Raw genomic sequence first — 22,065 nt, 5'->3', positions numbered from 1 at the left:
ACATGAAAATAGTAACGACGTATCTTGACCATCTGGCTATTGACTATAATAAAGAAACAGTAGATAGTTTTTTTTCTACACATCCCTATCACCCGAGTTTACTCAGTATCAGCGACCTGTTTGACCATTTTAATATAGAGAATGCCGGCGTTGCCATCGGGAAGGATAATTTCACCAAGGTACCGGCTCCCTTCATTGCTAAAACGGCCTCCTCAGAAGGCGACTATTGCCTGGTCACACAACTGGATGATCAATCAGTTACTTATCTGAATGAAAAGGACCGCATCGTCACCACCAGCCTGGAATTGTTTTTTATGCAATATAGCGGGGTAGTGCTGGTAGGGCAGAAGACCAGATATTCCGGCGAACCTGATTTTGTAAGGACTAAGGCTAAAATCCGCCAACAGCGGCTATTGCAGGCAATATCGCTGGAATTATTGCTGGCTGTTTTTTCTTTTTGGTTCCTGTCTTCGCCTGTATCTTTCAGCGGAGGAATGTTATTCCTGTTGAAAGTGGCAGGCCTGGCGGTAACGTCGTTGTTGCTGATACAGTCTTTTAATATGAACAATCCGTTTATTAACCGTTTGTGCAGCTCTGCTTCCGGCAACGGCTGTCAGGATATACTCGGGTCCGAAGGTGCTAAAATATTCAAAGGGCGGCTGTCGTGGAGCGAAATAGGATTCTTTTATTTCCTTGCTACATGGCTGACATTAAGTATTGGCGGCAGTACCAGCAGTACGCTGCTCACACTCGCGGTTTTTAATGTCTGTGCATTACCCTATACTTTCTATTCCATCATCTATCAATACCGGAAAAAAACGTGGTGCAAGCTGTGTTTATCTGTACAGGTTATCCTGTGGCTGGAATTTTTTGCCACCTTGCCGGTATTGTTACAGGTCGGAAGCATTCGGGTTCTTGAAAATAATCCGGCGCCATATGTATTATTGGCCATATTGCTGGTGATGGGCTCCCTTTGGGTTATCCTGAAACCATTGATCCAAAGTGCCCAGCAGATTAAAAAATTACAGCGCGATATCAACCAGTTTAAGAAGGATGATAACATCTTTTATACGCTGCTGGAACAGCAACGTAAGATTGAAGAGATGGCGGAGAGTGACAAGATTATATTTGGTAATCCGGAGGCCTCCTTTGAAATAACGTTTGTATCCAATCCGTTTTGTAAGCCCTGTTCTGAGATGCATAAGCTGTTGAGCCCACTGGTGGATGAGTGCAGGAGCAAACTGAAATTTACAGCTATCTATACAGCCTCCTATAATTCCAATGATCCGAAAAACGAGATCATTCAGAAACTGATCGGTATTTCACAGCAGCTTGGCAGCCGGGAATGTGAGATGGCGATGGCTGACTGGTATGAGAGCGGCGTAAATAATCCAAAGGCATGGCTGGAAAAATATACCGACGTGAAGATAGATGAAAGTGTGATGGGCACTTTTGAAGCGCACCGGGCCTGGTGTGATGAAAATGAGATCACCCATACACCGGCGCTTTTCTTCAACAATCATTTGTATTTGTCAGAATATACGCTGGCAGATATCAAACATTTTATAAACATCTCCCAGGTAAAGGAACATGGCAGGATTTAAGTGGTACAGGCAATTGGATATGATGGATTGCGGGCCTACCTGCCTGAAGATGATTGCTGCCCATTATGGTAAAAGTATCTCCATCAACAAGCTGCGGGAATATGCATCCTTTGCGATAGATGGTGTATCGCTGCTGGGCATAGCCGAGGCTGCAGAAAGGGTGGGCTTCAAATGTGTGGGCACAAAAATCACTTACGAACAGCTGATCAGGGAAGCCCGGTTGCCCTGCATTATTCATTGGGGGCAGAACCATTTTGTGGTAGTTACTCCCAAAGTGAGCAACCGTTACATTGTGGTGGCAGACCCGGAGGCAGGCATACGTAAGGTGCCACGGGCGTTTTTTGAATCCAAATGGCTCGCCGGAGAAGAGGGTAACGAAAGAACGGGCATTGCATTGCTGCTGGAACCGACGATTGAATTTTATCAGCAGGAGAACGACAAAGATGACCGCATAGGTTGGGGAATACTGTATAAATACTTGTGGAATTACAAAAGATATCTTTTTCAGTTGATGTTGTCGGTATTTGTTACCAGCCTGCTTCAGCTGATATTTCCTTTCCTTACACAGAGTATTGTGGATACCGGTATCAATACCCATAATCTGCATTTTATTTACATCATTGCGATAGCCCAGTTTGTACTGCTGGCCAGCCGTACCCTGGTGGAGTTTATCCGTAGCAGGTTGTTACTGTTTGTGAGTACACATATCAATGTTACCATCCTGTCGGATTTCTGGATCAAGTTGCTGAAGCTGCCACTGAATTTTTTTGATACCAAACAAACCGGTGATATCCTTCAACGTATAGGGGATCATCAGCGTATACAACAGTTTCTGACCGGCAGCACCCTCAATACTTTGTTCTCTTTATTTAATCTGCTGATCTTTTCAGTGGTGCTGCTGACTTATTATATACCGGTGTTTCTGATATTTACGGCCGGTAGTGTTTTATATTTCCTTTGGATATGGATATTTCTCAAATACAGGCGCAGGCTGGATTACCAGCGTTTTGGCGCCGCATCCAGAGAAAACTCTTCTACCATGCAACTCATTCAGGGTATGCAGGAGATTAAGTTAAATGGCGCCGGCAGGTTGTTCCGCTGGGAATGGGAAGGGCTGCAGGCGGTACTGTTCAAGTTAGGCTTCAAGGGTCTTTCGTTGAGTCAGATACAGCAGTCAGGAGCTATCTTCTTCAATGAAGGAAAAAATATTCTCATCACGTTTGTAGTGGCTAAAGCCGTGCTGGACGGTCAGCTTACGCTGGGTGCCATGTTGGCGGTACAATATATCATCGGGCAGCTGAATAGTCCGATAGACCAGCTGGTAGGTTTTGTGCAACAGGCACAGGATGCCAGGATATCACTGGAAAGGCTCAACGAAATTCATCAGCTGGAAGATGAAGAGCCGGATGGTAAACAGCTGTTACATTATCCTGCCAGTCAGCAGCCGATCCGCATTTCTGGCCTGTCATTTACCTATGCCGGTGCCGGCAATGAACCGGTACTGAACGATATAGAACTGGTAATACCACAAGGGAAAGTAACGGCGGTCGTGGGTGCCAGCGGAAGCGGCAAAACCACGTTATTTAAATTGTTACTGCGTTTTTATGAACATTACCAGGGAGAGATCAAAATCGGAGAAACACATTTACGCGCTATCAGTCCGTCTTACTGGCAGCATCAATGCGCCAGTGTAATGCAGGAGGGATATATCTTCAGTGACAGCATCGCCCGTAATATTGCTTTAAGTGAACAATCGCCGAACTACGACCGCCTTATCCATGCCTGTAAAGTGGCTAACATCCTGCACTTCATAGAAGGTATGCCGCTGGGCTTCAATACCCGCATCGGTGCTGAAGGTAACGGTATCAGCGCCGGACAACGGCAACGCATACTGATTGCACGTGCGATATACCGTGACCCTTCTTATCTTTTCCTGGATGAAGCCACCAATGCACTGGATGCCAACAACGAAAAGGCTATTATGGAAAACCTGCAACAGTTCTTTGTAGGCAGAACAGTAGTGGTGATTGCCCACCGGCTTAGCACGGTGAAAAATGCGGATAATATTATAGTAATGCATGAAGGTATGATTGTGGAAACCGGTACCCATCAACAGCTTTCAGCTACTAAAGGGCATTATTATCAGCTGGTGAAAAACCAGTTGGAGCTGGGCAACTAATTCCTGATTTCAAAACATCTTGTTATGCCAATGCGCATTTCTGATAACGGCTCACTGACAGATAAAACTGCCTGCTGGAAAGAGCAGCAGGCTATCCGCTCTGATGCTATTTCTGATATTGTTTCCCATCGCCCTGATTTCCTGGTGCGATGGGGCATTACCATTTTTTTCGTACTGCTGTTACTGTTATTGTTTGTCTGCTGGATGATCCAGTATCCGGATACCGTGAATGCCCATGCAAAACTCACTTGTCTGAATGCCCCTAAAAACATTATTGCTAAAACCGATGGCAAGCTGCAAAAACTGTATGTGAGCGAAGGACAGCAGGTACAAGCCGGGCAGATGCTGGGTTATATGGAGTCTATTGCTTCTCCGCAAGAGGTAACTGCATTGTCAGAAAGGCTGGAACGTAGCATCGTTTTATTGACAGCTGGCCGCACGGATACTGTTGCCCGCCTGCTGGACCAGCCATATCTGCACCTCGGCGAGCTACAGGCGGCCTACCAGCAGTTTGTCACCGCCCGGGAACTGTTCAACGATTACCTGGTTAATAACTTCTACTCCCGTAAAAAAGCTATGCTGGAAAATGATCTGCATGTGCTGGAAAATGTGCATCAAACTTTGCAGGGCCAGTCGCAGCTGATACATAACGATGCCCGGCTGGCGGAAGAAACCTACAAAATGAGCCAGTCACTATTTGATCAGAAAGTGATCTCCCGCGAAGAGTTCCGTCAGCAGGAAAGTAAGCTGCTGCTCAAACAACAGGCTATTCCTCAGCTGCAAACATCCCTGCTGATTAATCAGAACCAGCAAAGAGACAAACAGAAGGAGCTGTCGCAGCTGGACCATGATATGTCCCAGCAACGCATCACCTTTGAACAGGCCGTACAAACACTGAAAAGCGCCCTGGACGACTGGCAGAAAAAATTCCTGCTGGTTGCACCTATTGCAGGGCGTGTAACTTTCAGCAACTTCCTCCAGGAAAATCAACAGCTGAAAGCAGGAGATAACATTTGTTTCATCAGCACCGGCAATAGCAGCTACTATGCAGAAATGTTCATACCTCAGATGAATTTTGGTAAAGTCAGCGCTAATGCGGATGTGCTGTTGAAATTCCCTTCCTACCCATTTGAGGAATATGGGATTGTAAAAGGAAAGCTGGTGTTTGTTTCCCATATTCCTACTGATAGCGGCTACCTGGCTAAGGTGGCGCTGCCATCGGGGCTGATCACCAACTACAACAAGCCTGTCATTTACCGGGATGGCCTGGTGGCCAATGCGGAGATCATAACCCGTCCTATGCGGCTGATAGACCGCTTCTATTACCGTCTGATAGATAAGGTGAAGCGGTAACAAGTGTTGTTATCTACTCCATCACTGGTTTTGCCTTCTTAAAGATTTCAGTCCATTGTTTGGTAGTCTCAGCTGGTAAGGTCTCTTGTTTAATGCTGAGGATGACCTGATGCAGCCTGGAAGTTCCCCGGACCAGATAGGATAGACTGGATTCAGCTCCCGTGTTTTCTATTTTGAATAGCAAATGCTGCGCGGTTTTTTCCAGAAGGGTGAATTTAGCGCCTTTGGATTCCTTTGCGATTTGCGTTTGGTATTGGGTTAGGAAATTTTCCATGCTTTCCTGTTTAGGGTTTTTTATCGCAATAGATGAAATGGCCATCGTCCATTGATCCGGTGTTTCATCGACTGGTAAAACCTGTCTGAGATGCATAGTGGAATCGTCAGTTTCCATGTTTATTTGCCATACCCTGTTCTTGGGAAAGTCTATTTGCAATACTTCCTGGGGGGCAGGTAGGTCAGTTTTAAATGTTTGCGCGACCCTGTGAAATAGTTCTCTTGATTCCGAAAAACGCAGTGGGGTGGTAGAGCAGGTAATGAGGTATACTTTGTTATTGCTATAGACAACAAAGTAGCTTGCACAGAGTGTGTCTTTCATAGTCACTCCCAGATGTGCATCATCCAGCCACAGCATCTTTTTCCCATCTACTACATAACTTCCGGTATCCAGTGCTTGAAGACGGTTTTTAGCGGTAGCATACGCCATATAGATAAAGGCACTATCCACACCCAGTCCCGGATGATTAATAACACTGATATTGAAATTATTGTGAACCCGCATGCCGGAATCGTCCATACTCATATCATAGACCATAAATTTTACAATAGGGCTATCTGGTTTAGCCCAATACTGCCATTTTTCAGGAATACCAATGGAGAAGTTGTAGGTGGTATCCTTGTAAGGATATAGCAGTTGTGCTTTGGCAACATGTTGTAGCAACAGTAGGGATAGGCAAAGGAAAAAATATCGCATAGGTATAAATGTTACTAATAATGGGGCAAATATATGAAAATGAATAGCCGGAAGCCTCAATCCTCGCAGAGAATCTGTTTCTCCCAGAGTAATACCACCATTTGGGCGGCTAATTCGGGAGGGACCATCTGTTTCCATCTTAACACCAACTGCCCGAAATTGTCGGTCTCTTTCGCCACCTGGAGGAGCGGAAGGATGTCATTGTTGCCCAGGAAAGCGATTTCCTGTTCCAGATTAGGATGATGTATGGCTGTTTTTAGCTCTACACAGTTATCGATTACGCAGGGTGTTTGTTTGTAGGAGATGGCAGGGGAGAGATGCATTTTTTTATGCCATAAATAGGCCAGCACTTCAGGAGCAACTGTTTTTTGTTCGGGAGATGATACAGGGGGATGATGGTGTTGTGCCATCGATGTTTCGAGTTGAGCGGCGAAGTGGGTGATCGGTTGTTTTAAAACAGGCATGGCAGCTCTTGATTTCCAGAAGGGATAAGTTGGACCGGGCCATGCTTCTGCATAGTACTGTGTTGTCCATCTGGTATGATTAACGGCTGCTGTTATTAATCGGCTTTCATAAAATTCCTGTGCCAGTTCGGTGGTTCCTTTTTTCAGAATGGTATTGATGGAAATAGCTGCCTGCATGGAAAGACGCATGGCTTTCTCTACGCCGGTAGAAGAGAGGGGATCGATGGCAAAGGCTGCTTCTCCCAGCTGTATACGGTTTTGCAGCCAGGGTTGCTGGTGTATGTAGCTGAAAACATTACAGGTTTGTAGGGATGATAGTATGCCTTTATCAAGAGCAGATTGAAACAGCCGGGTTTTATCCAGTAACTGGTGATAAGCCTGTGTAGCGGTTTGTTGCCGGACCCATTGCGGATCGGCAAAGGCCAGGATTCTATAGCGGCCGTTGTGCAGGGGAGAGCCCCATAACCAGCCATGGGGCACCGCTTCCACGCAGGTGGCAGCGGGCATAATATCAGCGCTGGTGTAGGCCCACATAGCCAGCGTAGGGGGAGCGGTAAGCAGGCGCTGTTGTAGCCGGATGCCTTTTCTGCCACGGGCATCCAATAGGAATAGTGCGGAAATGTTTTGTACGCCCTTCAGGTGCCGGATGGTGACCTGCCAGGTGTTTCCCTGGTAGGTGCTGCTTTCGTACCGGGCAGGTTGAAATAAAATGAGCCCCCGGGTTACGGCGAGGTCGAGCAGCGCTTTGTCGAGGTGTCCACGGTCTACCATCAACCCGTGGCCGCGGACCTGTATATCTGCTTCCGGTTTGTTCCAGATGATTTGTGCAGGGAGCTGGTGCAAACAATGCTCCTGTTGCAGTAGTGGTGCGGCGTCCAGGTAATCAAAAATATTGCGGATGCCGGGAGAAAGTGATTCCCCTATCTGCGGCCGGGGGAATGTTTCACTCTCTACCATGGCTACACGATATCCCATTGAAAGCAAACGTAAGGCGGCGCAGGTGCCCGCAGGACCTGCGCCGAGAATGAGTATGTCGTAGGTGTGCATGCAGGTAAAATGGCTTTTAACGATACCACTGAGGGGCCATCCGGGATATTCTTTCGTGGGCCTGGATGGTGTAGTGTAACCATCCCCGTATATAATTGCAGGCGTGCCGGCCTTTTTCCAGCACCTCATGATGACAGCCGCCACCACACAGGTATTTAGCCCAGCAGCTGTTGCAGGGTGACTGCTGGTGTACATGCCTTGATGCCAGCCAGTTGTTTTGAAGGGCTGCATCTATACCATCGTGAATATTGCCCATGCTCCCGGCTTCCTCGTTAACAAAACGGTGACAGGCAAACAGTCCTCCGTCGGCGGATACACCCATGTATCCGGCTCCGGCCCCACAGGGATAAGGACGGTGCGTGCCTTTGGCAATTTCCTTCAAAGCGTTCACCATGTTGAGAAATGGAAAACGTTTGTTCTGGATAATGTGTTGTTCAAAAAGCAGTCCGCAGGCAATCATCTCTTCCAGCATCTTTTCAAGATCCTTTCCGGTCATTTCATCGCGGCCGTTGGAGGAGCGAAGCAGCGGCGAAAACCCTACGCTGTGAAAACCCATATTAACGAATGCCATCAGCATATCCGTAAGCTGGTGCTGCGCAGGCGTTACCGTTACCCTGGCAGATACCTGCATGCGCTTCTGGAGGGCCAGCAGGGGTTGTATCCTCTCTATGATCTGCTCATAGGTGCCGGCACCGTTTTTCATCGGACGTTGTTTGTCGTGCTGCTCACCGATACCATCGAGGCTGACCGTTACGGCAAAGCCATGTTCTTCAAAAAAGAGGGCATCATCGGGTTTGAGCAGGGTGCCGTTGGTGGTGAGGGAGAAGCCGACCTGTACGTTTTTCCGGGCAGCTGCTTCCGCAGCATAAACGGTGGCTTCCCGCAGCGACCTGCGGTTGATCAGTGGCTCTCCGCCCAGAAAGGTGACCTGGACTTTATCTCCGGCCACACGGTCTTTCAGCAGCAGATCGATGGATTGTAGGGCTGTTTCCAGCTGCATGTTTTTGGCCGGGCCACCAAAGTCGCCCTGGTCGGCATAACAATAGGTGCAACCCATATTACACTTTTGGGCAATGGCCAGTGAAAGTGCATGTACATCCGGACTTTTCAAGGGCACATCATCAATCAGCGGTGTGGTATCAATGCCCATTGATGCGAGCTCCCGCTGTATGGCTGCTTCATCCTGCTGTTCGATGAGCTGTTTAAAGCGTAGCTCCGTTTCCGTGGTAATTTTGTGTAGGCGGCTGCCATTGGTAACCAGCAGCTGTGTTTTATCCCCGCCGGAAATGATATGTATCAGAGAAGAGCCAGGCATTGACTGCCTGGCTATCTGTGACGCCAGCTGAGCGGCGATCGTGTTTAAAGAAGAATGGTCTAACATGGAAGTAGTGACAGACATCATAAGGTCTTTTGAGGGTTGTTAATCGCGGTCGCTTCACTGGCGATGACTGCATCTTTCCCAATCGTTCCTACATCCATTTTTCCATCCACACCGAAGTCCATTGAGATTGGAGGACCGGCAACCACTGTTGCACCGCTACTGGTAAGCGCATCTTTCCCTTTGACAATGAAGTTGAGCTCACCCTCCCAGTTCTGGAACAAATCATTATAAGACAACAGTCTGGTATCAACCCGGTTGTCAGGCACGTATTCGCCTGTACGACGTTTCGCCAGCCACATATCGCCTTTACTGAGGCCGTTTTCTCCCGGTTCTACATTCACATAGTCGGGACGGGTGGCAGCCCAGTAGTAACAGGCGCATTCGCGGTAATCGTTCTGCCAGGGAGAACAAAGACTGCGGGTAAGTTCGCCCGGATTGAGGATGAGGTAAGGATCGATTTCGGCGCCTTGCTCTTTGGGGCTGGTAAAGACTTTAGCCATCTGGGCTGTATATACCGGGTACTTTTGTGTGTCTTTCTTTAACTCGTCTTCCGTTACGAGAACAGGATGCCAGGCCGGTTCCGGGGTAAATTGAAGATTGACAATATCTCCCTGCTTTATGCCAAGAGAAGCGATCAGGTTAGACCATTCCATGAATACGGCACCATTGGGATTGTCGACAGTAACAAGCGGCACATTGTCACCACCGGGAAATACGGGACCTTCTCCTTTTACCATGGTGGGTTTCCCGTTAATGCCTACCAGCCTGCGTCCGGAGACATCTATATTACCTTCGTGGGTTTTTCCGCTGATAACATAATTATCATTTTCACTCAGCACCAGACCGCTGAAAATATTAACCCATATATTTCTGAAATCCGATTCCAGTCCGGGGAAGCAGTTGGAGATCGCAGATCGTGGGATGACGCTGTAAGGATTGCCGGGTGAGCGATAGTTCAGTTGCGCGTGGAAATTATCCTTGTTAATAGAGCTACCGGAGGGCGCTTTAGGGTCGCTGGTATTGTCTGAAAAGAGGGCATTGGCGGCAGCCTGTATAACGGTGTTGATCATACGCCAGGTGAGCGTGAGTGCACGTCCGTCGGCGCCACGCATAAGTCCGGGCATTTTGCGTCTTTCCTTATCAGACAGATCGCCTATTTTGTCTGGTCTGCGCAGGGCATCGGCAAACCAGGCGGCCATGCCGGTGCTTAAGCCATTAAACACGCGTTCGTGCAGGGTGCGGAGTGCGAGATTGTCCACCAGGGAGTTTGCCATGATGGGTTCGTATAGCCGTCCCAGGTCATTGGTGTCCTGGCGTACCATAGTGCTGGCCACATTCCACCTGCCATTGATGGGGTTTCCGTTCATCACGCTGGTATTCATCAGTACGATGGATTCGAGCGCACGGCGAACAATTTCTTCCGCTTCTTCTATAGGCACATTGTCATTTCTGTCTTTGCCCATCAGTACCTGCTCCAGTTCATCGGTGATGGTGCGGACCGGCAGTATGTCTGGTGCAAAGGCAGGAGGGCCGGCACATATTTTAGCCTGCGCTTCAACAAGTCCGCCCGGAGTCACGATGTCCAGTTTTACCAGTCCGTCGCATTCGTCATCTATATATCCCCAGCTACACTGATTGCCGTCTTTGTCGGAATAGCCTGCGAATATCTGTGCAGGCATGGTGTAGGTGGGATTGAATGCAGGCCCTTCTTTATAGGTGGCCCAGGGTTTTGTGGGATCATATATCACCTGTGAATCATCGGTGATATTGGGATCATGAGTAGGGAGCTGTCCTTCGGCCTTGATGCTGTCTCTGGAACAGCCATACACTTTCCCGGGTCCGGGCGTATAACGCAACCTTATCTGCGGGAATTCGGCGGTAGGCTGAATGAATTGAACAGTGCCAAGCGGAAGTACCATATTGGGGAGGAAATTTTTACAATGCCCTTCTACCGGTTTAGGGGTAAAATCCCGTCCTTTTATCGTTACTTCTGCAGAAATGGCATCATCGCCATGGCCCGTTCTGCGCTGGATCTTAAGGTTGCCCAGTTTTATGGTCCAGCCGATGTTGTCCATCGAAATGCCTGCCTGGTCCAGCAGGGTGGTGGTCAATGGCTGGAGTACATTCGGGTCCTGGTCAGTAATGGCAAAAACATCCAGAAAGGGCGCCACCGGACGGATTCTTCCACTTTTGTTGTTGATGTCTGTGACATCCTTGAAGATGATTTCTTTCGTATCATTCAGACTAATTTTTCCAGTGGAAGGATCTACCATATAAGCAGGCCCGGGTATCATTTCGCGGAATCCGAGTGGCTGGTCGGCAGGTATTTTCAGATCATACGGTGCCTGAGGAACAGCAGCAGATCCCAGCCTGGCGATGGCAAACGGAGGTAATATTCTGATATCGGTGATTTTCATGTTGTAGAATTTTGAGGTAAAAGATTATGCATTTACTGCGAGCATGTCCTGGATGATCTGCAGCAGTTTGTCATCTGCTTCTTTTAACGAATGAAGATAGCGCTGGTGGCTTATTTCGGTGTTGGACAGCATGTCTTCGATCAGTTTGGCCGAAGCCTGGAGCAGATCTGCATGGGTACGCCAGCGGTTATGCTCACCGGTAGGCAGCTCCAGTGTGTAGGGGATCAGGAAGGGTGGTCCCGCCAGTTTAGTGCCCATGCCGGTTTTAAGCGGTAGCTTCACCATTTCGGAGGCAATGCTGCGCAGGTTATACATCTCACCGAAGGTGGAATTGATGATCAGACCTCTGGGGGTTACTGCTCCTGCTATGTTCAACCCATCTGCCAGTACAAAACTATGCGTGAGGAAGTTGAGCAGCATACGATAACGGAGATTAAACAGATGTCCCCATTGCTGTGCGGCGGGATTGGTGATGACATCCCTTTCTTCATCACTGGTCTGCCCTTCGGAAGGAGAGGAGCCGGGGTCCTGCTCATCGTCACCAATGCATGGATTGATGGCCACATTCCTGGACGGCTCCAGCTCCGGGTGTTCCTTGAGCAATTCCCGCATCTCTTTGTAGATATTATAAAACCGGGTAAAGTGCGACGGATCATTGCCGGAATTGGTGGTGTCTTCCCCTTGTTCAGCAATAGCATTGAGTGCATTATAGGCGTCATCTCTGCTGGCGAGGGGCATCACCAGTACATCGGGGCTGCCGGTGGGACTGCCATGACGTGCATTGCCTCTCGCGCCTCCCTCATAACCCCGGCCCCATTCATCAAATTTGGCCTGGAATGGATAGGTGTTGGCCTGGAACACTTCATCGCTGATAACCTTTGGGTCCTGTATCAGCTGCAGCAATACGTGGAATAATGCACCCACGGTATTGGGGTGGGGATCATCTTGCAGAACGGATTGAATGATCTCCTGGGCTATAGGGTCTGTATCTTGGAGGAAGGAGTCCGGAGCTTCCGCATATACATATTTGGCGAGGGACTTAAGCGTGAGCGGTTCCAGTTTAAAGGGGAAGGGATAAAATGGTGTATCCCATGGATAGTCCTGCCTTTCGAAGTGGAGCGGTGCTCCGATTAGCTTGAGCACATTCTGTACCGATACAAAATGTCCCATTTCTTCCTTTGCAATGCCCAGTATAATTTCCTGCCATCTGCTGACGGTGTCTCTCTGGTCTGTCGGGACCTGTGGCCCACCAAGACTATAGGCCGCATACAGGTATTGGATCATGAGTCCGTGTTCAATCTCTGCGTCTATATGCAGCAGAAAGGTAAAATAGTCTTTCCCGTTGAACTCCGGCGGAATAACGATGTGGGAATCTTCTGGTGGTGGTTCTTCTTGTAGGAATGTCTGGAGACCTTCTTTGCCTCCGATAATGTTTTCGAGTCTGGGTAATACTGCCCGCTGGTCCAGTTTGCGGGCCTGTTTGAAAATCGGGCCAAGGAAACGTTCGTAGTTACGTTGCATGTTGTGGAGGATTAATTTTTATTGATGGATATGGTAAATGATTGGAATTACCGGAGGAGTTGTTGTTCAGAGGATATTTTGAGCGTGCCTGGGTGAATATAACAAATGTATTCCTGTTGGATACATTCATTGCGGATAAAATAAATTCATTTTTGTTAGATTAGAAAAATTATTTTGTCAGTGTATGGGTTATAGTTAGGATTCTTTACTGTTTGTTGGTTTATTATATTTTTTATGTATATTAAATTGGCTTTAATGGATTGTAATTTTTAACTTTAGGAAGTTTAACAGCGATAAAATTCAGACGGTATGAATAGCAATAAAATGAAGTTGTCTTCAGCGCAACAGAAAGAGCTGCTTAGTAACCTGAAAACCCGTTTTGAGAAAAACATGAACCGTCATAAAGGGCTTGAATGGGCTGCCGTGCAGGAAAAGCTGGAAGCCAATGCCGGAAAGCTGTGTTCTCTCCATGAGATGGAAAGAACAGGCGGTGAGCCGGATGTTATTGGTTATGATAAAAAGACTGGTGAATACCATTTTTGTGATTGTTCGGCAGAAACGCCTAAAGACCGACGGAATGTTTGTTTCGACCGGGAAGCCCTGGATGCCAGAAAAACCCATAAGCCGGAAAACAGTGCCATGGATATGGCAGCTGCCATGGGCATAACCATTTTATCGGAAGAACAGTACCGGGAGTTACAGCAACTGGGCAATTTTGATACGAAAACATCGAGCTGGATACAAACACCTGCGGATATCAGAAAACTGGATGGTGCGCTCTTTGCCGACCGTCGTTACAATCACGTCTTTGTATATCACAACGGTGCGTCTTCCTATTATGCTGTCAGGGGCTTTCGCGGCCTGCTGAAAGTTTGATATATGCTGGCACTAACTGTGGAGTGGTTACAGGAATTATTACGGATATTGAGGATATATGTAGCACCCTACGACATCACCCCTCATTTATCATAATAATTGCAAATTCCATGAAAACAAAATTTTTAGTATTCCACGTTGGCGCGTTTTTGTTAGCCGCATTATCCTCCTGCAAAAAAGAAGTAAAAGAAAGTAACACCCTGCAGCCCATTGATAGCAAGGCTGCCGCTGCACAGGTGGCTGCCGCCGTATCCTACCAGCTGGTCTGGTCTGATGAATTTAATGGCAGCGGTGTAGACGGGAGTAAATGGCAGTTCGAAACAGGACCTAACACCAGTAACAACGAAAAAGAGTATTACCAGGCTGCCAATGCCACGGTCAGCAATGGTAATCTGGTAATTACGGCCCGTAAACAATCCGTGAACGGATGGCCGTACACCTCGGCAAGGCTCAATACGGCCGGTCGCTTTACCACTAAATACGGACGTATAGAGGCACGTATCAAACTGGCTTCCGGGCAGGGACTATGGCCCGCCTTCTGGATGCTGGGCAATAATATCGGCTCTGTAGGCTGGCCCCAATGTGGTGAAATCGATATTATGGAACAGGTCAATACCAGCAACACCATTTACGGGACCATACACTGGTTTTCCAATGGCCATGCATCTTACGGCGGCACCACCACTACCAGCATCACCGATTATCACGTATATGCGGTAGAGTGGGATGCCAGTTCTATCCGCTGGTTTGTGGACGGTAACCAGTACCATGTTGCCAATATCCTCAATGGTATCAATAATACCGGTGCATTTCACAATCCCTTCTTTATTATCCTCAACCTCGCTGTGGGCGGTGACTTCCCGGGACAGACCATTGACGAAAGCAAACTGCCGGCCAGTATGTACGTGGATTATGTAAGAGTGTATTCCATGTCCAATAGCGGTGGTGGTGCTCCCATCGGTTCCACCATTTCCCTGAAAGGATTTAATAACGCCTATGTGAGCGGCGAAAACGGTACCCAGGCTATGACTTGTAACCGTGCCGTTGCACAGGCCTGGGAACAATTTGCGATAGAAGATGCCGGCGGTGGAAAAGTAGCCCTGAAGAGCATGGGGAAATATGTGTCCTCCGAAAACGGTCAGAACCCGATTACGTGTAACCGTACCAGTGTGGGCGACTGGGAGAAATTCGACTGGGTCGTGAATGCGGATGGTTCTTTCTCCCTGCGCGGTAATAATGGACTCTATGTTTCCAGTGAGAACGGGACACAGCCCATGACCTGCAACAGGGCCACCATATCGGGCTGGGAAGCCTTCCGTTACTGATTTTCAAGACATGGGTGATGTGCAGCAGGTATCTCCGGGTACCTGCTGTTTTGTTTTTACGAGGAAGATCTGGGTAAACAGCATAAAGAAGCCCCCGTTACCGGAGGCTATTTTTGATGATAGATGAATATTATTATTGAGCCAGGTCAAACCTGTCCAGGTTCATCACTTTATTCCAGGCTGCAACAAAGTCTTTCACAAATTTACCCTGAGCATCTCCACTGCCATATACTTCTGCAAGGGCTCTCAGTTCTGCATTGGAGCCAAATACAAGATCTGCGCGGGTGCCTGTCCATTTTGTTTTACCGGTATTGCGGTCGCTGCCTTCATACAGTTCCCTGTCTTCGGAAGTGGCTTTCCAGGCAGTGTTCATGTCGAGCAGGTTTACAAAGAAATCGTTGGTGAGCTGGCCCGGACGGGAGGTGAAAACGCCGTATTGAGAACCATCAAAGTTGGTGTTTAATACACGCATACCACCTATCAGTACTGTTAATTCAGGTGCTGTGAGTGTGAGCAGCTGCGCTTTGTCTATCAGCAACGCTTCGGTGGATACAGGATATTTTGCTTTGCGGTAGTTGCGGAAACCATCGGCCAGCGGTTCCAGATAACCGATAGACTCAACATCGGTTTGTTCCTGCGAAGCGTCCATGCGGCCGGGTGCAAAAGGAACAGTGATGGCATGACCTCCGTCTTTCGCTGCTTTTTCAACACCTGCGCTACCGGCCAGTACGATCAGGTCTGCCAGCGAAACTTTTTTACCATTTGACTGCGCAGCATTAAATTCTTTCTGGATATTTTCCAGTTTATCCAATACTTTCTGCAACTGTGGCGGATTGTTTACCTGCCAGTATTTCTGAGGAGCAAGGCGAATGCGGGCGCCATTGGCACCACCGCGCTTATCGGAACCGCGGAAGGTGGAGGCGGAAGCCCATGCGGTAGATATCAGTTCAGATACGCTTAATCCGGAGGCCAGCACTTTTGCTTTCAGTGCTGCAATATCATTTTCATCTATTAATTGATGGTCCACTGCCGGGATAGGGTCTTGCCAGAGCAGTTCTTCCTGTGGTACATCCGGGCCCAGATAACGTGCACGGGGGCCCATGTCGCGGTGTGTTAGTTTAAACCATGCCCGGGCAAAAGCATCTGCAAATTCATCAGGATGTTCCAGAAAACGTCTGGATATTTTTTCATAAACCGGATCAAGTCTTAAAGAGAGATCGGTGGTGAGCATGGTGGGCAAATGTTTTTTAGCACCATCATATGCATCAGGAATAATATTTTCTGCGTTTTTGGCTACCCATTGGTGTGCGCCTGCGGGGCTTTTGGTAAGCTGCCATTCATAGCGGAACAGATTTTCGAAGAAGTCGTGGCTCCATTGGGTGGGCGTTTTGGTCCATATTACTTCCAGACCGCTGGTGATGGTGTCTGCACCTTTACCGGTACCATAGCTGTTTTGCCAGCCCAGGCCCTGCATTTCCAGTCCGGCTGCTTCTGGTTCCTTGCCTACGTTGGTAGCTGGTGCGGCGCCATGGGTTTTACCAAAGCTGTGCCCGCCTGCTATCAGTGCTACGGTTTCTTCATCATTCATGGCCATGCGGCCAAAAGTATCGCGGATGTCTTTAGCGGCTGCAATGGGGTCGGGATTGCCATCGGGGCCTTCGGGGTTTACATAGATAAGCCCCATCTGTACGGCAGCCAGTGGTTTTTCGAGGTTGCGGGAGTGTATGTCGCCATCGGTTTTTTCGTCTGATACCAGTACGCCGTGGTTTTCTTCCACACCGGGCGAACCATGGGCATAACGCAGGTCACCGCCCAGCCAGGTGGTTTCTGCACCCCAGTATACTGCTTCATCTGCTTCCCATACATCTTCACGTCCGCCGGCAAAGCCAAATGTTTTGAAGCCCATGGACTCCAGGGCTATGTTACCGGTGAGGATCAGCAAATCCGCCCAGGATATTTTACGGCCATATTTTTGTTTGATAGGCCAGAGCAGTCTGCGGGCTTTGTCGAGGCTGACGTTATCGGGCCAGCTGTTAATCGGCGCAAAACGTTGTTGACCTGCGCCGGCTCCACCGCGGCCATCACCTACACGATAGGTGCCCGCACTATGCCATGCCATGCGGATAAACAAGGGGCCATAATGCCCGAAATCGGCCGGCCACCATTCCTGTGAGTCGGTCATGAGCGCATGAAGATCCTTTTTCACAGCTTCCAGGTCCAGACTTTTAAAAGCTTCGGCATAGTTAAAATCTTCACCCATCGGGTTGGATAAGGACGAGTTTTGGCGCAGGATACTGAGCTTTAACTGATTAGGCCACCAGTCACGGTTTCTGGTGCCGCCACCGCCAACGTTGTTCTTCATGCTGCCATTATGAAACGGGCATTTACTGATGTCTTTTAATTCTTTTTCCATTTTTAAAAGTTTTGGGTACGGAATGAACTCATGCTTTGCACCTGGTATTGTGCAGGCCATAAAATTAGGATATTGAAGATATAGTCATAATCAATAGATTCTATAATTTAATAGTTAAAACCTATTTTTGTGTAATTCATCCGGACTGCGATTCCGGGGAAATTGTTCTGCCGATGCGGTGTTGTTATAATATATAGCCGGTATTACAGCATTGAGTCGGTCCGTTTTATCTGAAATAAATTAATGCTTGTAAGCCACTTTGGAAGGGTATATTCATTTGTGGGTATCGAAGCAGGCCGGCCAATAGGGCCAGTCTGATCTCCCATTGCTATTATTGAAGGATGGAATCTTCTCCCCACACACATGCGCTACTGTTTAAATTCCATGTCCTTTGGGTCCTCTTCACAATATACTAAAAAGTTCAGGTTTGTGTGCTGCTATTTGTTTTAAGGGATAGTTAATCAAACACAGGCGTGTTTTGCGGTAGGGATGCCGGTAATCCGGTATCTCAGTTATCATTCCCATCCATATTTTTCATTTCAATTGGTGATCGTTTGCATTGCTAACAGGTGTCTTTGTTTAGCGTCTTTTTTCCGGAAGGATAGCAAACTTTGCAGTGAGAAGGTCCACTTAATTGCAGTAATTTATTGCTGCTGAATTATAGTAGCAGGGGCGGCCGTTATATTCCTGTGCAGGCAGCTGCAGCGTAATAGCACCGCGGGTAACGGTGATGCTTGCACGTAATACAGTACGCAAAAAAAAATGAATATTTTTTGTCCGGGTGCAGCTTGAAAAGAAATAGAATTACTAATTTTAGGCCGCAAAATATGAATGCAGTATTTTACTGAAGCATAAGTTGTTGACCTGGCCGGGGATGTTTTAATAATCCCTGGCACCGTGGAAGCCAGCCTGGAGTCGCGTTACCCCATTCCACCATCTGTCTCCGGCGGAAGAAATGCAGTAGCATGGAAGCTCCTGTGTTAACACGGTTAAAGGAATGATAGTATATTGAAACAAACACCTCTCCGGTGATGCCGGCGGGGAATTGAGAGAACCCTTTTGTTATTACTATGAAAACTTGGACAATGTGTGGAAATACATGCTATTGTTTGATTGGGAAGAAAAGAGAGAAGTACCCCCAGGTGATGGATGTTTGCCGTTACCTCATGCTATACAGCTATCCCGCGACATAATGTTGAATGCAGCCATGCTGCAGTACTGATGTTAACCCGGAGTTTTCACTGCCTGGTAAATTAAAATAATGGCCTCCACCCGTTCTGCCGCACAAAAAAGGACGGATATAACCGGGGAAGTTTAATATGATAAATTTATGATTCGAATTATTACTGTCGATGATCATCCTATTGTACTGGAAGGTTTGAAGAACCTGCTCTTGAATGAACCGGATGTGGTACTGGAAAAACAGGTCTCATCCGGGAAAGATACTTTGCAGGCCCTGCGTGAATTTCAGCCGGATATCATCCTGCTCGATATTAATCTTCCCGATATCAATGGGATAGTGCTCTGCGGAGATATCAGAAAAACGTATAACCAGGTAAGTATTGTAGTGCTGAGCAACAGCAACGACAGAAATATCATATTGTCTGCAGTCGGGAATGGAGCCAGTGGATATATACTGAAAAATACTCCTATGGAAGAGATACCGGATGCTATCAGAAAAGTTCACGATGGCGGTATTTATTTCTGCACCGGCACCCAGAAGGTGCTCAATAATAAAAGCTCTGAAGTGGTCCTGCAGCTGCCTCATCTCACCCGGCGCGAGAAAGAGGTGCTGTCACTGATAGGGCAGGGGAATACCTCACAGGAAATCGCCTCGCAGCTGTTCATCAGCACCTATACGGTGGACGGGCACCGGAAGAAAATCATGGAGAAGTTCAAAGTCAACAGTATGGCGGCTGTCATAAAAATTGCCACTGAAAATAGTCTGATGTAGATACCCCCTAATTTCAGGGGTGTGAAAAACACCTGATTTGGGGATTGTCCTTTATACTAAGCTTGTATACTTTTGTAATCGTTTTTAAATCCTGAATAATTCAACAAGCCTTATTGTAAAATTACAGCGGTCACAAAATATTATCCCGGATGGGTGCAGAGAATAGAAACCCAGTATTTGAATGATAATAACAACATGCCTCGATTATTATCATCATATTTGACCATTATATGAACAATTAAGGAACCCTTATCATTGTCTACTCCGCCCATGATAGTGATAGCGTGAGGAAACCCGTATAAATTAACTATCCAAAATATTTTCTTATGTCAACAAATAAATACGCTTAGAGTACTGCATAAACCCTTCCCGCAGGTCATTCCCGTATTTGGAAACATGCTCACGGTTTCAGCATTAATGGCTGTCCCGGCGGGAATCCTATTGCATTAACAACAAAATTCTATCCGAATATTCTGTCCTTCCTGTATCAGGAAATGGGAATGCTATTGCCATTGTCGCAGCATTCTTCATACCTCAATTTTCTCATCTCCAATTCGTTAACCAAGTCGTTAAATCCTGAATAAATGTTAACTGAACTTAATAAACTCGCCGCCTTTATTGGCCAGACACCCCTCATCCCCCTGGAAAATGAACATGCCGATCTCTTTGCCAAACTGGAGTACAACAACTTCTCTGGCAGCTCAAAAGACCGCGCAGCTTTCAGCATTATCTACAATGGCATCAAATCCGGCGCCATCAACGAAGGTACCACCATCATCGCCTCCAGCTCCGGAAACCTCGCTATAGCGGTGGCTTCCATCTGTAAAAGGTTACACCTGAAATTTATTCCTGTCATCGACCCCAATATCAATAAAGCATACGAGGCTTTGCTCAACCTCACCTCCTACAAAGTAGTGAAGGTGACTAAAAGAGACCATACCGGCGGCTACCTGCTCACCAGAATAGACACGGTGAACGAATTATATGCCGGCATGGACAACGCTTTCATCGCCGACCAGTACGCAGATCCCAACAATTACAAAGGATACTACGGCCTCGGACACGAGATCATCACCTCCTTCAGCAAGCTGGATTATATCTTCATCGCTGTGAGCTCCAGTGGCGCCATCACAGGGATTTCCAGAAGTGTGAAACAGAAAAGACCAGAGATCAAAATCATTGGTGTGGATGTGGAAGGCTCCGTGATCTTCCGCAAGGAAGGCAGCAAACGCTATATCTCCGGCATAGGCGCCAGCAAAATACCACCCATCATCGAAAATGCCATCATCGACGATGTGGTGATCGTTTCACAGCTGGACCTCATCAAAGGCTGCCACCAACTGCTCAATGAACAGGCCATCTTCGCAGGTGCCTCTTCCGGCGCGGTATACCTGGCCGCCAAAAACTATGCGAAATACAGTGAGCATACAGATAGACCTCAATCCCTGCTGATCTTCCCGGATAAAGGACATACCTACCTGGATACTATTTACGACCAGGAATGGGTAGACCAGCTGGCTGAAAAACTGCAACCCGCCACTTCTGCACAAGGATGATTTCATGATTTAAAGAAATATATATGCTTTATCTGAATGCTGATGACATCAGGTCTATCGGATTTGACTGGAAAAAACTGACAGAAGTAATCAGTGAATCCGTGGCCGCCCTCCACCAGAACGATTATTCCCAGCCTATCAAACCCTATCTGCGGTACGGCGATCCGAAAAACAGAATCATTGCTATGCCCGCCTATCTCGGCGGAAGCCAGCCTATGGCCGGAATCAAATGGATAGCCAGTTTTCCGGACAATATCTACAAAAACAAACTCCGGGCAAACTCCGTTACCGTCCTGAATGAACACGATAGCGGCATTCCGCTGTGCGTCATCAACACTTCGCTGATCAGCGCGGTAAGAACTGCCGCCGTATCCGGCCTGATGATCGTCAAATACCTGGAAGCCAATACCATCAACAGGAAGCTGATCGTTGGCATCAATGGCTTTGGCCCCATCGGAAAAATGCACCTTAAAATGGTGACCGCTATTCTGGGAGACAACATAGCGAAAATTTACCTCCACGATATCGCCGGCGTTGATAAAGAACAGGTGGATCCTGAAATCAGACACCTCGTGGAAGTAGCCGGCACCTGGGAAGAAGCATACAGTGATGCGGATATCTTCATGACCTGTACTGTTTCCGCTGCCCCCTATATCGATAAAACACCCCGTAGCGGCTCCCTTCAGCTCAACGTTTCCCTGCGCGACTACAAAGTGGATATGAAAGACCAGGTGGATGTGATCGTGGTAGACGACTGGGACGAAGTATGCCGCCAGAACACAGACATCGAGAATATGCATAAGGCGAAAGGATTGCAGAAAAACGATACGCTCTCCATCTCCGATATTGTTTGCAACGATGCCCTGAAACAACACAAGGCTCCGGAAGTGGTGATGTTCAACCCGATGGGTATGGCCATCTTCGATATTGCTACCGGATACTATTATTTCAGAGAGGCCACCGCGAGGAAAATAGGTTCTGAAATGCCCGACTGATAATAATTGC

At 47.7% G+C, this 22,065-nt stretch carries 15 protein-coding genes; 8 read left to right on the top strand and 7 right to left on the bottom strand.

All coding sequences use genetic code 11. The annotated features are described in order from the left end of the window. Window positions 1-2 precede the first annotated feature (2 nt). From KD145_RS03455 to KD145_RS03445, 3 genes are read left to right on the top strand one after another with little or no spacing between them, the layout of a single operon-like run. Complete coding sequence (locus tag KD145_RS03455) at window positions 3-1,604, top strand: vitamin K epoxide reductase family protein (RefSeq protein ID WP_212004515.1); 1,602 nt, start codon at window positions 3-5, stop codon at window positions 1,602-1,604. Continuing rightward, a complete protein-coding gene (locus KD145_RS03450; RefSeq protein ID WP_212004514.1) occupies window positions 1,591-3,783 on the top strand; it encodes a peptidase domain-containing ABC transporter in 2,193 nt (730 codons plus the stop codon). Before KD145_RS03455 ends, KD145_RS03450 begins: the two co-directional genes overlap by 14 nt. A 24-nt stretch (window positions 3,784-3,807) precedes the next feature. After that, window positions 3,808-5,136: an HlyD family secretion protein gene (locus KD145_RS03445; RefSeq protein ID WP_212004513.1), complete on the top strand. Its 1,329-nt coding sequence runs from the start codon at window positions 3,808-3,810 to the stop codon at window positions 5,134-5,136. Window positions 5,137-5,149: 13 nt separating this feature from the next. On the opposite strand, the gene KD145_RS03440 is transcribed toward KD145_RS03445, so the two are convergent. Genes KD145_RS03440 through KD145_RS03420 form a run of 5 tightly spaced genes read right to left on the bottom strand, consistent with a single transcriptional unit; the run spans window position 5,150 to window position 12,936 of the window. Continuing rightward, window positions 5,150-6,106: a hypothetical protein gene (locus KD145_RS03440; RefSeq protein ID WP_212004512.1), complete on the bottom strand. Its 957-nt coding sequence runs from the start codon at window positions 6,104-6,106 to the stop codon at window positions 5,150-5,152. Window positions 6,107-6,162: 56 nt separating this feature from the next. Continuing rightward, entirely contained in the window at window positions 6,163-7,617 is a 1,455-nt protein-coding gene (locus tag KD145_RS03435; protein ID WP_212004511.1) for an NAD(P)/FAD-dependent oxidoreductase, read from the bottom strand. A 16-nt stretch (window positions 7,618-7,633) separates the two neighbouring features. Next, complete coding sequence (locus KD145_RS03430; protein ID WP_249219728.1) at window positions 7,634-9,019, bottom strand: radical SAM/SPASM domain-containing protein; 1,386 nt, start codon at window positions 9,017-9,019, stop codon at window positions 7,634-7,636. After that, window positions 9,016-11,415 carry a hypothetical protein gene (locus tag KD145_RS03425; protein ID WP_212004510.1) on the bottom strand — a complete coding sequence of 800 codons (2,400 nt, stop codon included), beginning with the start codon at window positions 11,413-11,415 and terminating at the stop codon, window positions 9,016-9,018. Before KD145_RS03425 ends, KD145_RS03430 begins: the two co-directional genes overlap by 4 nt. A 24-nt stretch (window positions 11,416-11,439) precedes the next feature. Next, window positions 11,440-12,936, bottom strand: coding sequence for a ferritin-like protein (locus tag KD145_RS03420; RefSeq protein WP_212004509.1), 1,497 nt, complete (start codon window positions 12,934-12,936; stop codon window positions 11,440-11,442). Window positions 12,937-13,245: 309 nt separating this feature from the next. Between KD145_RS03420 and KD145_RS03415 the strand changes: the two genes are divergently transcribed. Next, a complete protein-coding gene (locus KD145_RS03415; protein ID WP_212004508.1) occupies window positions 13,246-13,812 on the top strand; it encodes a DUF4256 domain-containing protein in 567 nt (188 codons plus the stop codon). Between the two features lie 110 nt (window positions 13,813-13,922). Continuing rightward, complete coding sequence (locus tag KD145_RS03410) at window positions 13,923-15,137, top strand: family 16 glycosylhydrolase (protein WP_212004507.1); 1,215 nt, start codon at window positions 13,923-13,925, stop codon at window positions 15,135-15,137. Window positions 15,138-15,270: 133 nt separating this feature from the next. Here KD145_RS03410 and katG read toward each other — a convergent pair whose 3' ends face one another. Then, window positions 15,271-17,550, bottom strand: a complete 2,280-nt coding sequence (katG, locus tag KD145_RS03405; RefSeq protein ID WP_212004506.1) for a catalase/peroxidase HPI — start codon at window positions 17,548-17,550, stop codon at window positions 15,271-15,273. A gap of 630 nt (window positions 17,551-18,180) precedes the next feature. Next, entirely contained in the window at window positions 18,181-18,306 is a 126-nt protein-coding gene (locus KD145_RS32435) for a hypothetical protein (RefSeq protein WP_256441261.1), read from the bottom strand. A 574-nt stretch (window positions 18,307-18,880) separates the two neighbouring features. Here KD145_RS32435 and KD145_RS03400 point away from each other — a divergent pair. The 3 genes from KD145_RS03400 to KD145_RS03390 all read left to right on the top strand — a co-directional run bounded on the left by KD145_RS03400 (window position 18,881) and on the right by KD145_RS03390 (window position 22,055). Beyond that, on the top strand, window positions 18,881-19,504 hold the full coding sequence (locus KD145_RS03400; protein ID WP_212004505.1) for a response regulator transcription factor: 624 nt from the start codon (window positions 18,881-18,883) through the stop codon (window positions 19,502-19,504). 584 nt (window positions 19,505-20,088) lie between these two features. Beyond that, complete coding sequence (locus KD145_RS03395) at window positions 20,089-21,060, top strand: pyridoxal-phosphate dependent enzyme (protein WP_212004504.1); 972 nt, start codon at window positions 20,089-20,091, stop codon at window positions 21,058-21,060. Between the two features lie 23 nt (window positions 21,061-21,083). Continuing rightward, window positions 21,084-22,055: a 2,3-diaminopropionate biosynthesis protein SbnB gene (locus KD145_RS03390; RefSeq protein ID WP_212004503.1), complete on the top strand. Its 972-nt coding sequence runs from the start codon at window positions 21,084-21,086 to the stop codon at window positions 22,053-22,055. Window positions 22,056-22,065: the final 10 nt, after the last annotated feature.

The sequence above is a fragment of the Chitinophaga sp. HK235 genome (assembly GCF_018255755.1).
In the GTDB taxonomy this organism is placed as follows: domain Bacteria; phylum Bacteroidota; class Bacteroidia; order Chitinophagales; family Chitinophagaceae; genus Chitinophaga.
Note: the sequence above shows the minus strand (reverse complement) of the source record. Positions and strands in the feature narration are given on the sequence as shown.

Bases quoted from the DNA above. Each gene is read 5' to 3' on its own strand.
- KD145_RS03455 (WP_212004515.1), top strand. From the start codon at position 3: ATGAAAATAGTAACGACGTATCTTGACCATCTGGCTATTGACTATAAT.
- KD145_RS03450 (WP_212004514.1), top strand. From the start codon at position 1,591: ATGGCAGGATTTAAGTGGTACAGGCAATTGGATATGATGGATTGCGGG.
- KD145_RS03445 (WP_212004513.1), top strand. From the start codon at position 3,808: ATGCCAATGCGCATTTCTGATAACGGCTCACTGACAGATAAAACTGCC.
- KD145_RS03440 (WP_212004512.1), bottom strand. From the start codon at position 6,106: ATGCGATATTTTTTCCTTTGCCTATCCCTACTGTTGCTACAACATGTT.
- KD145_RS03435 (WP_212004511.1), bottom strand. From the start codon at position 7,617: ATGCACACCTACGACATACTCATTCTCGGCGCAGGTCCTGCGGGCACC.
- KD145_RS03430 (WP_249219728.1), bottom strand. From the start codon at position 9,019: ATGATGTCTGTCACTACTTCCATGTTAGACCATTCTTCTTTAAACACG.
- KD145_RS03425 (WP_212004510.1), bottom strand. From the start codon at position 11,415: ATGAAAATCACCGATATCAGAATATTACCTCCGTTTGCCATCGCCAGG.
- KD145_RS03420 (WP_212004509.1), bottom strand. From the start codon at position 12,936: ATGCAACGTAACTACGAACGTTTCCTTGGCCCGATTTTCAAACAGGCC.
- KD145_RS03415 (WP_212004508.1), top strand. From the start codon at position 13,246: ATGAATAGCAATAAAATGAAGTTGTCTTCAGCGCAACAGAAAGAGCTG.
- KD145_RS03410 (WP_212004507.1), top strand. From the start codon at position 13,923: ATGAAAACAAAATTTTTAGTATTCCACGTTGGCGCGTTTTTGTTAGCC.
- katG (WP_212004506.1), bottom strand. From the start codon at position 17,550: ATGGAAAAAGAATTAAAAGACATCAGTAAATGCCCGTTTCATAATGGC.
- KD145_RS03400 (WP_212004505.1), top strand. From the start codon at position 18,881: ATGATTCGAATTATTACTGTCGATGATCATCCTATTGTACTGGAAGGT.
- KD145_RS03395 (WP_212004504.1), top strand. From the start codon at position 20,089: ATGTTAACTGAACTTAATAAACTCGCCGCCTTTATTGGCCAGACACCC.
- KD145_RS03390 (WP_212004503.1), top strand. From the start codon at position 21,084: ATGCTTTATCTGAATGCTGATGACATCAGGTCTATCGGATTTGACTGG.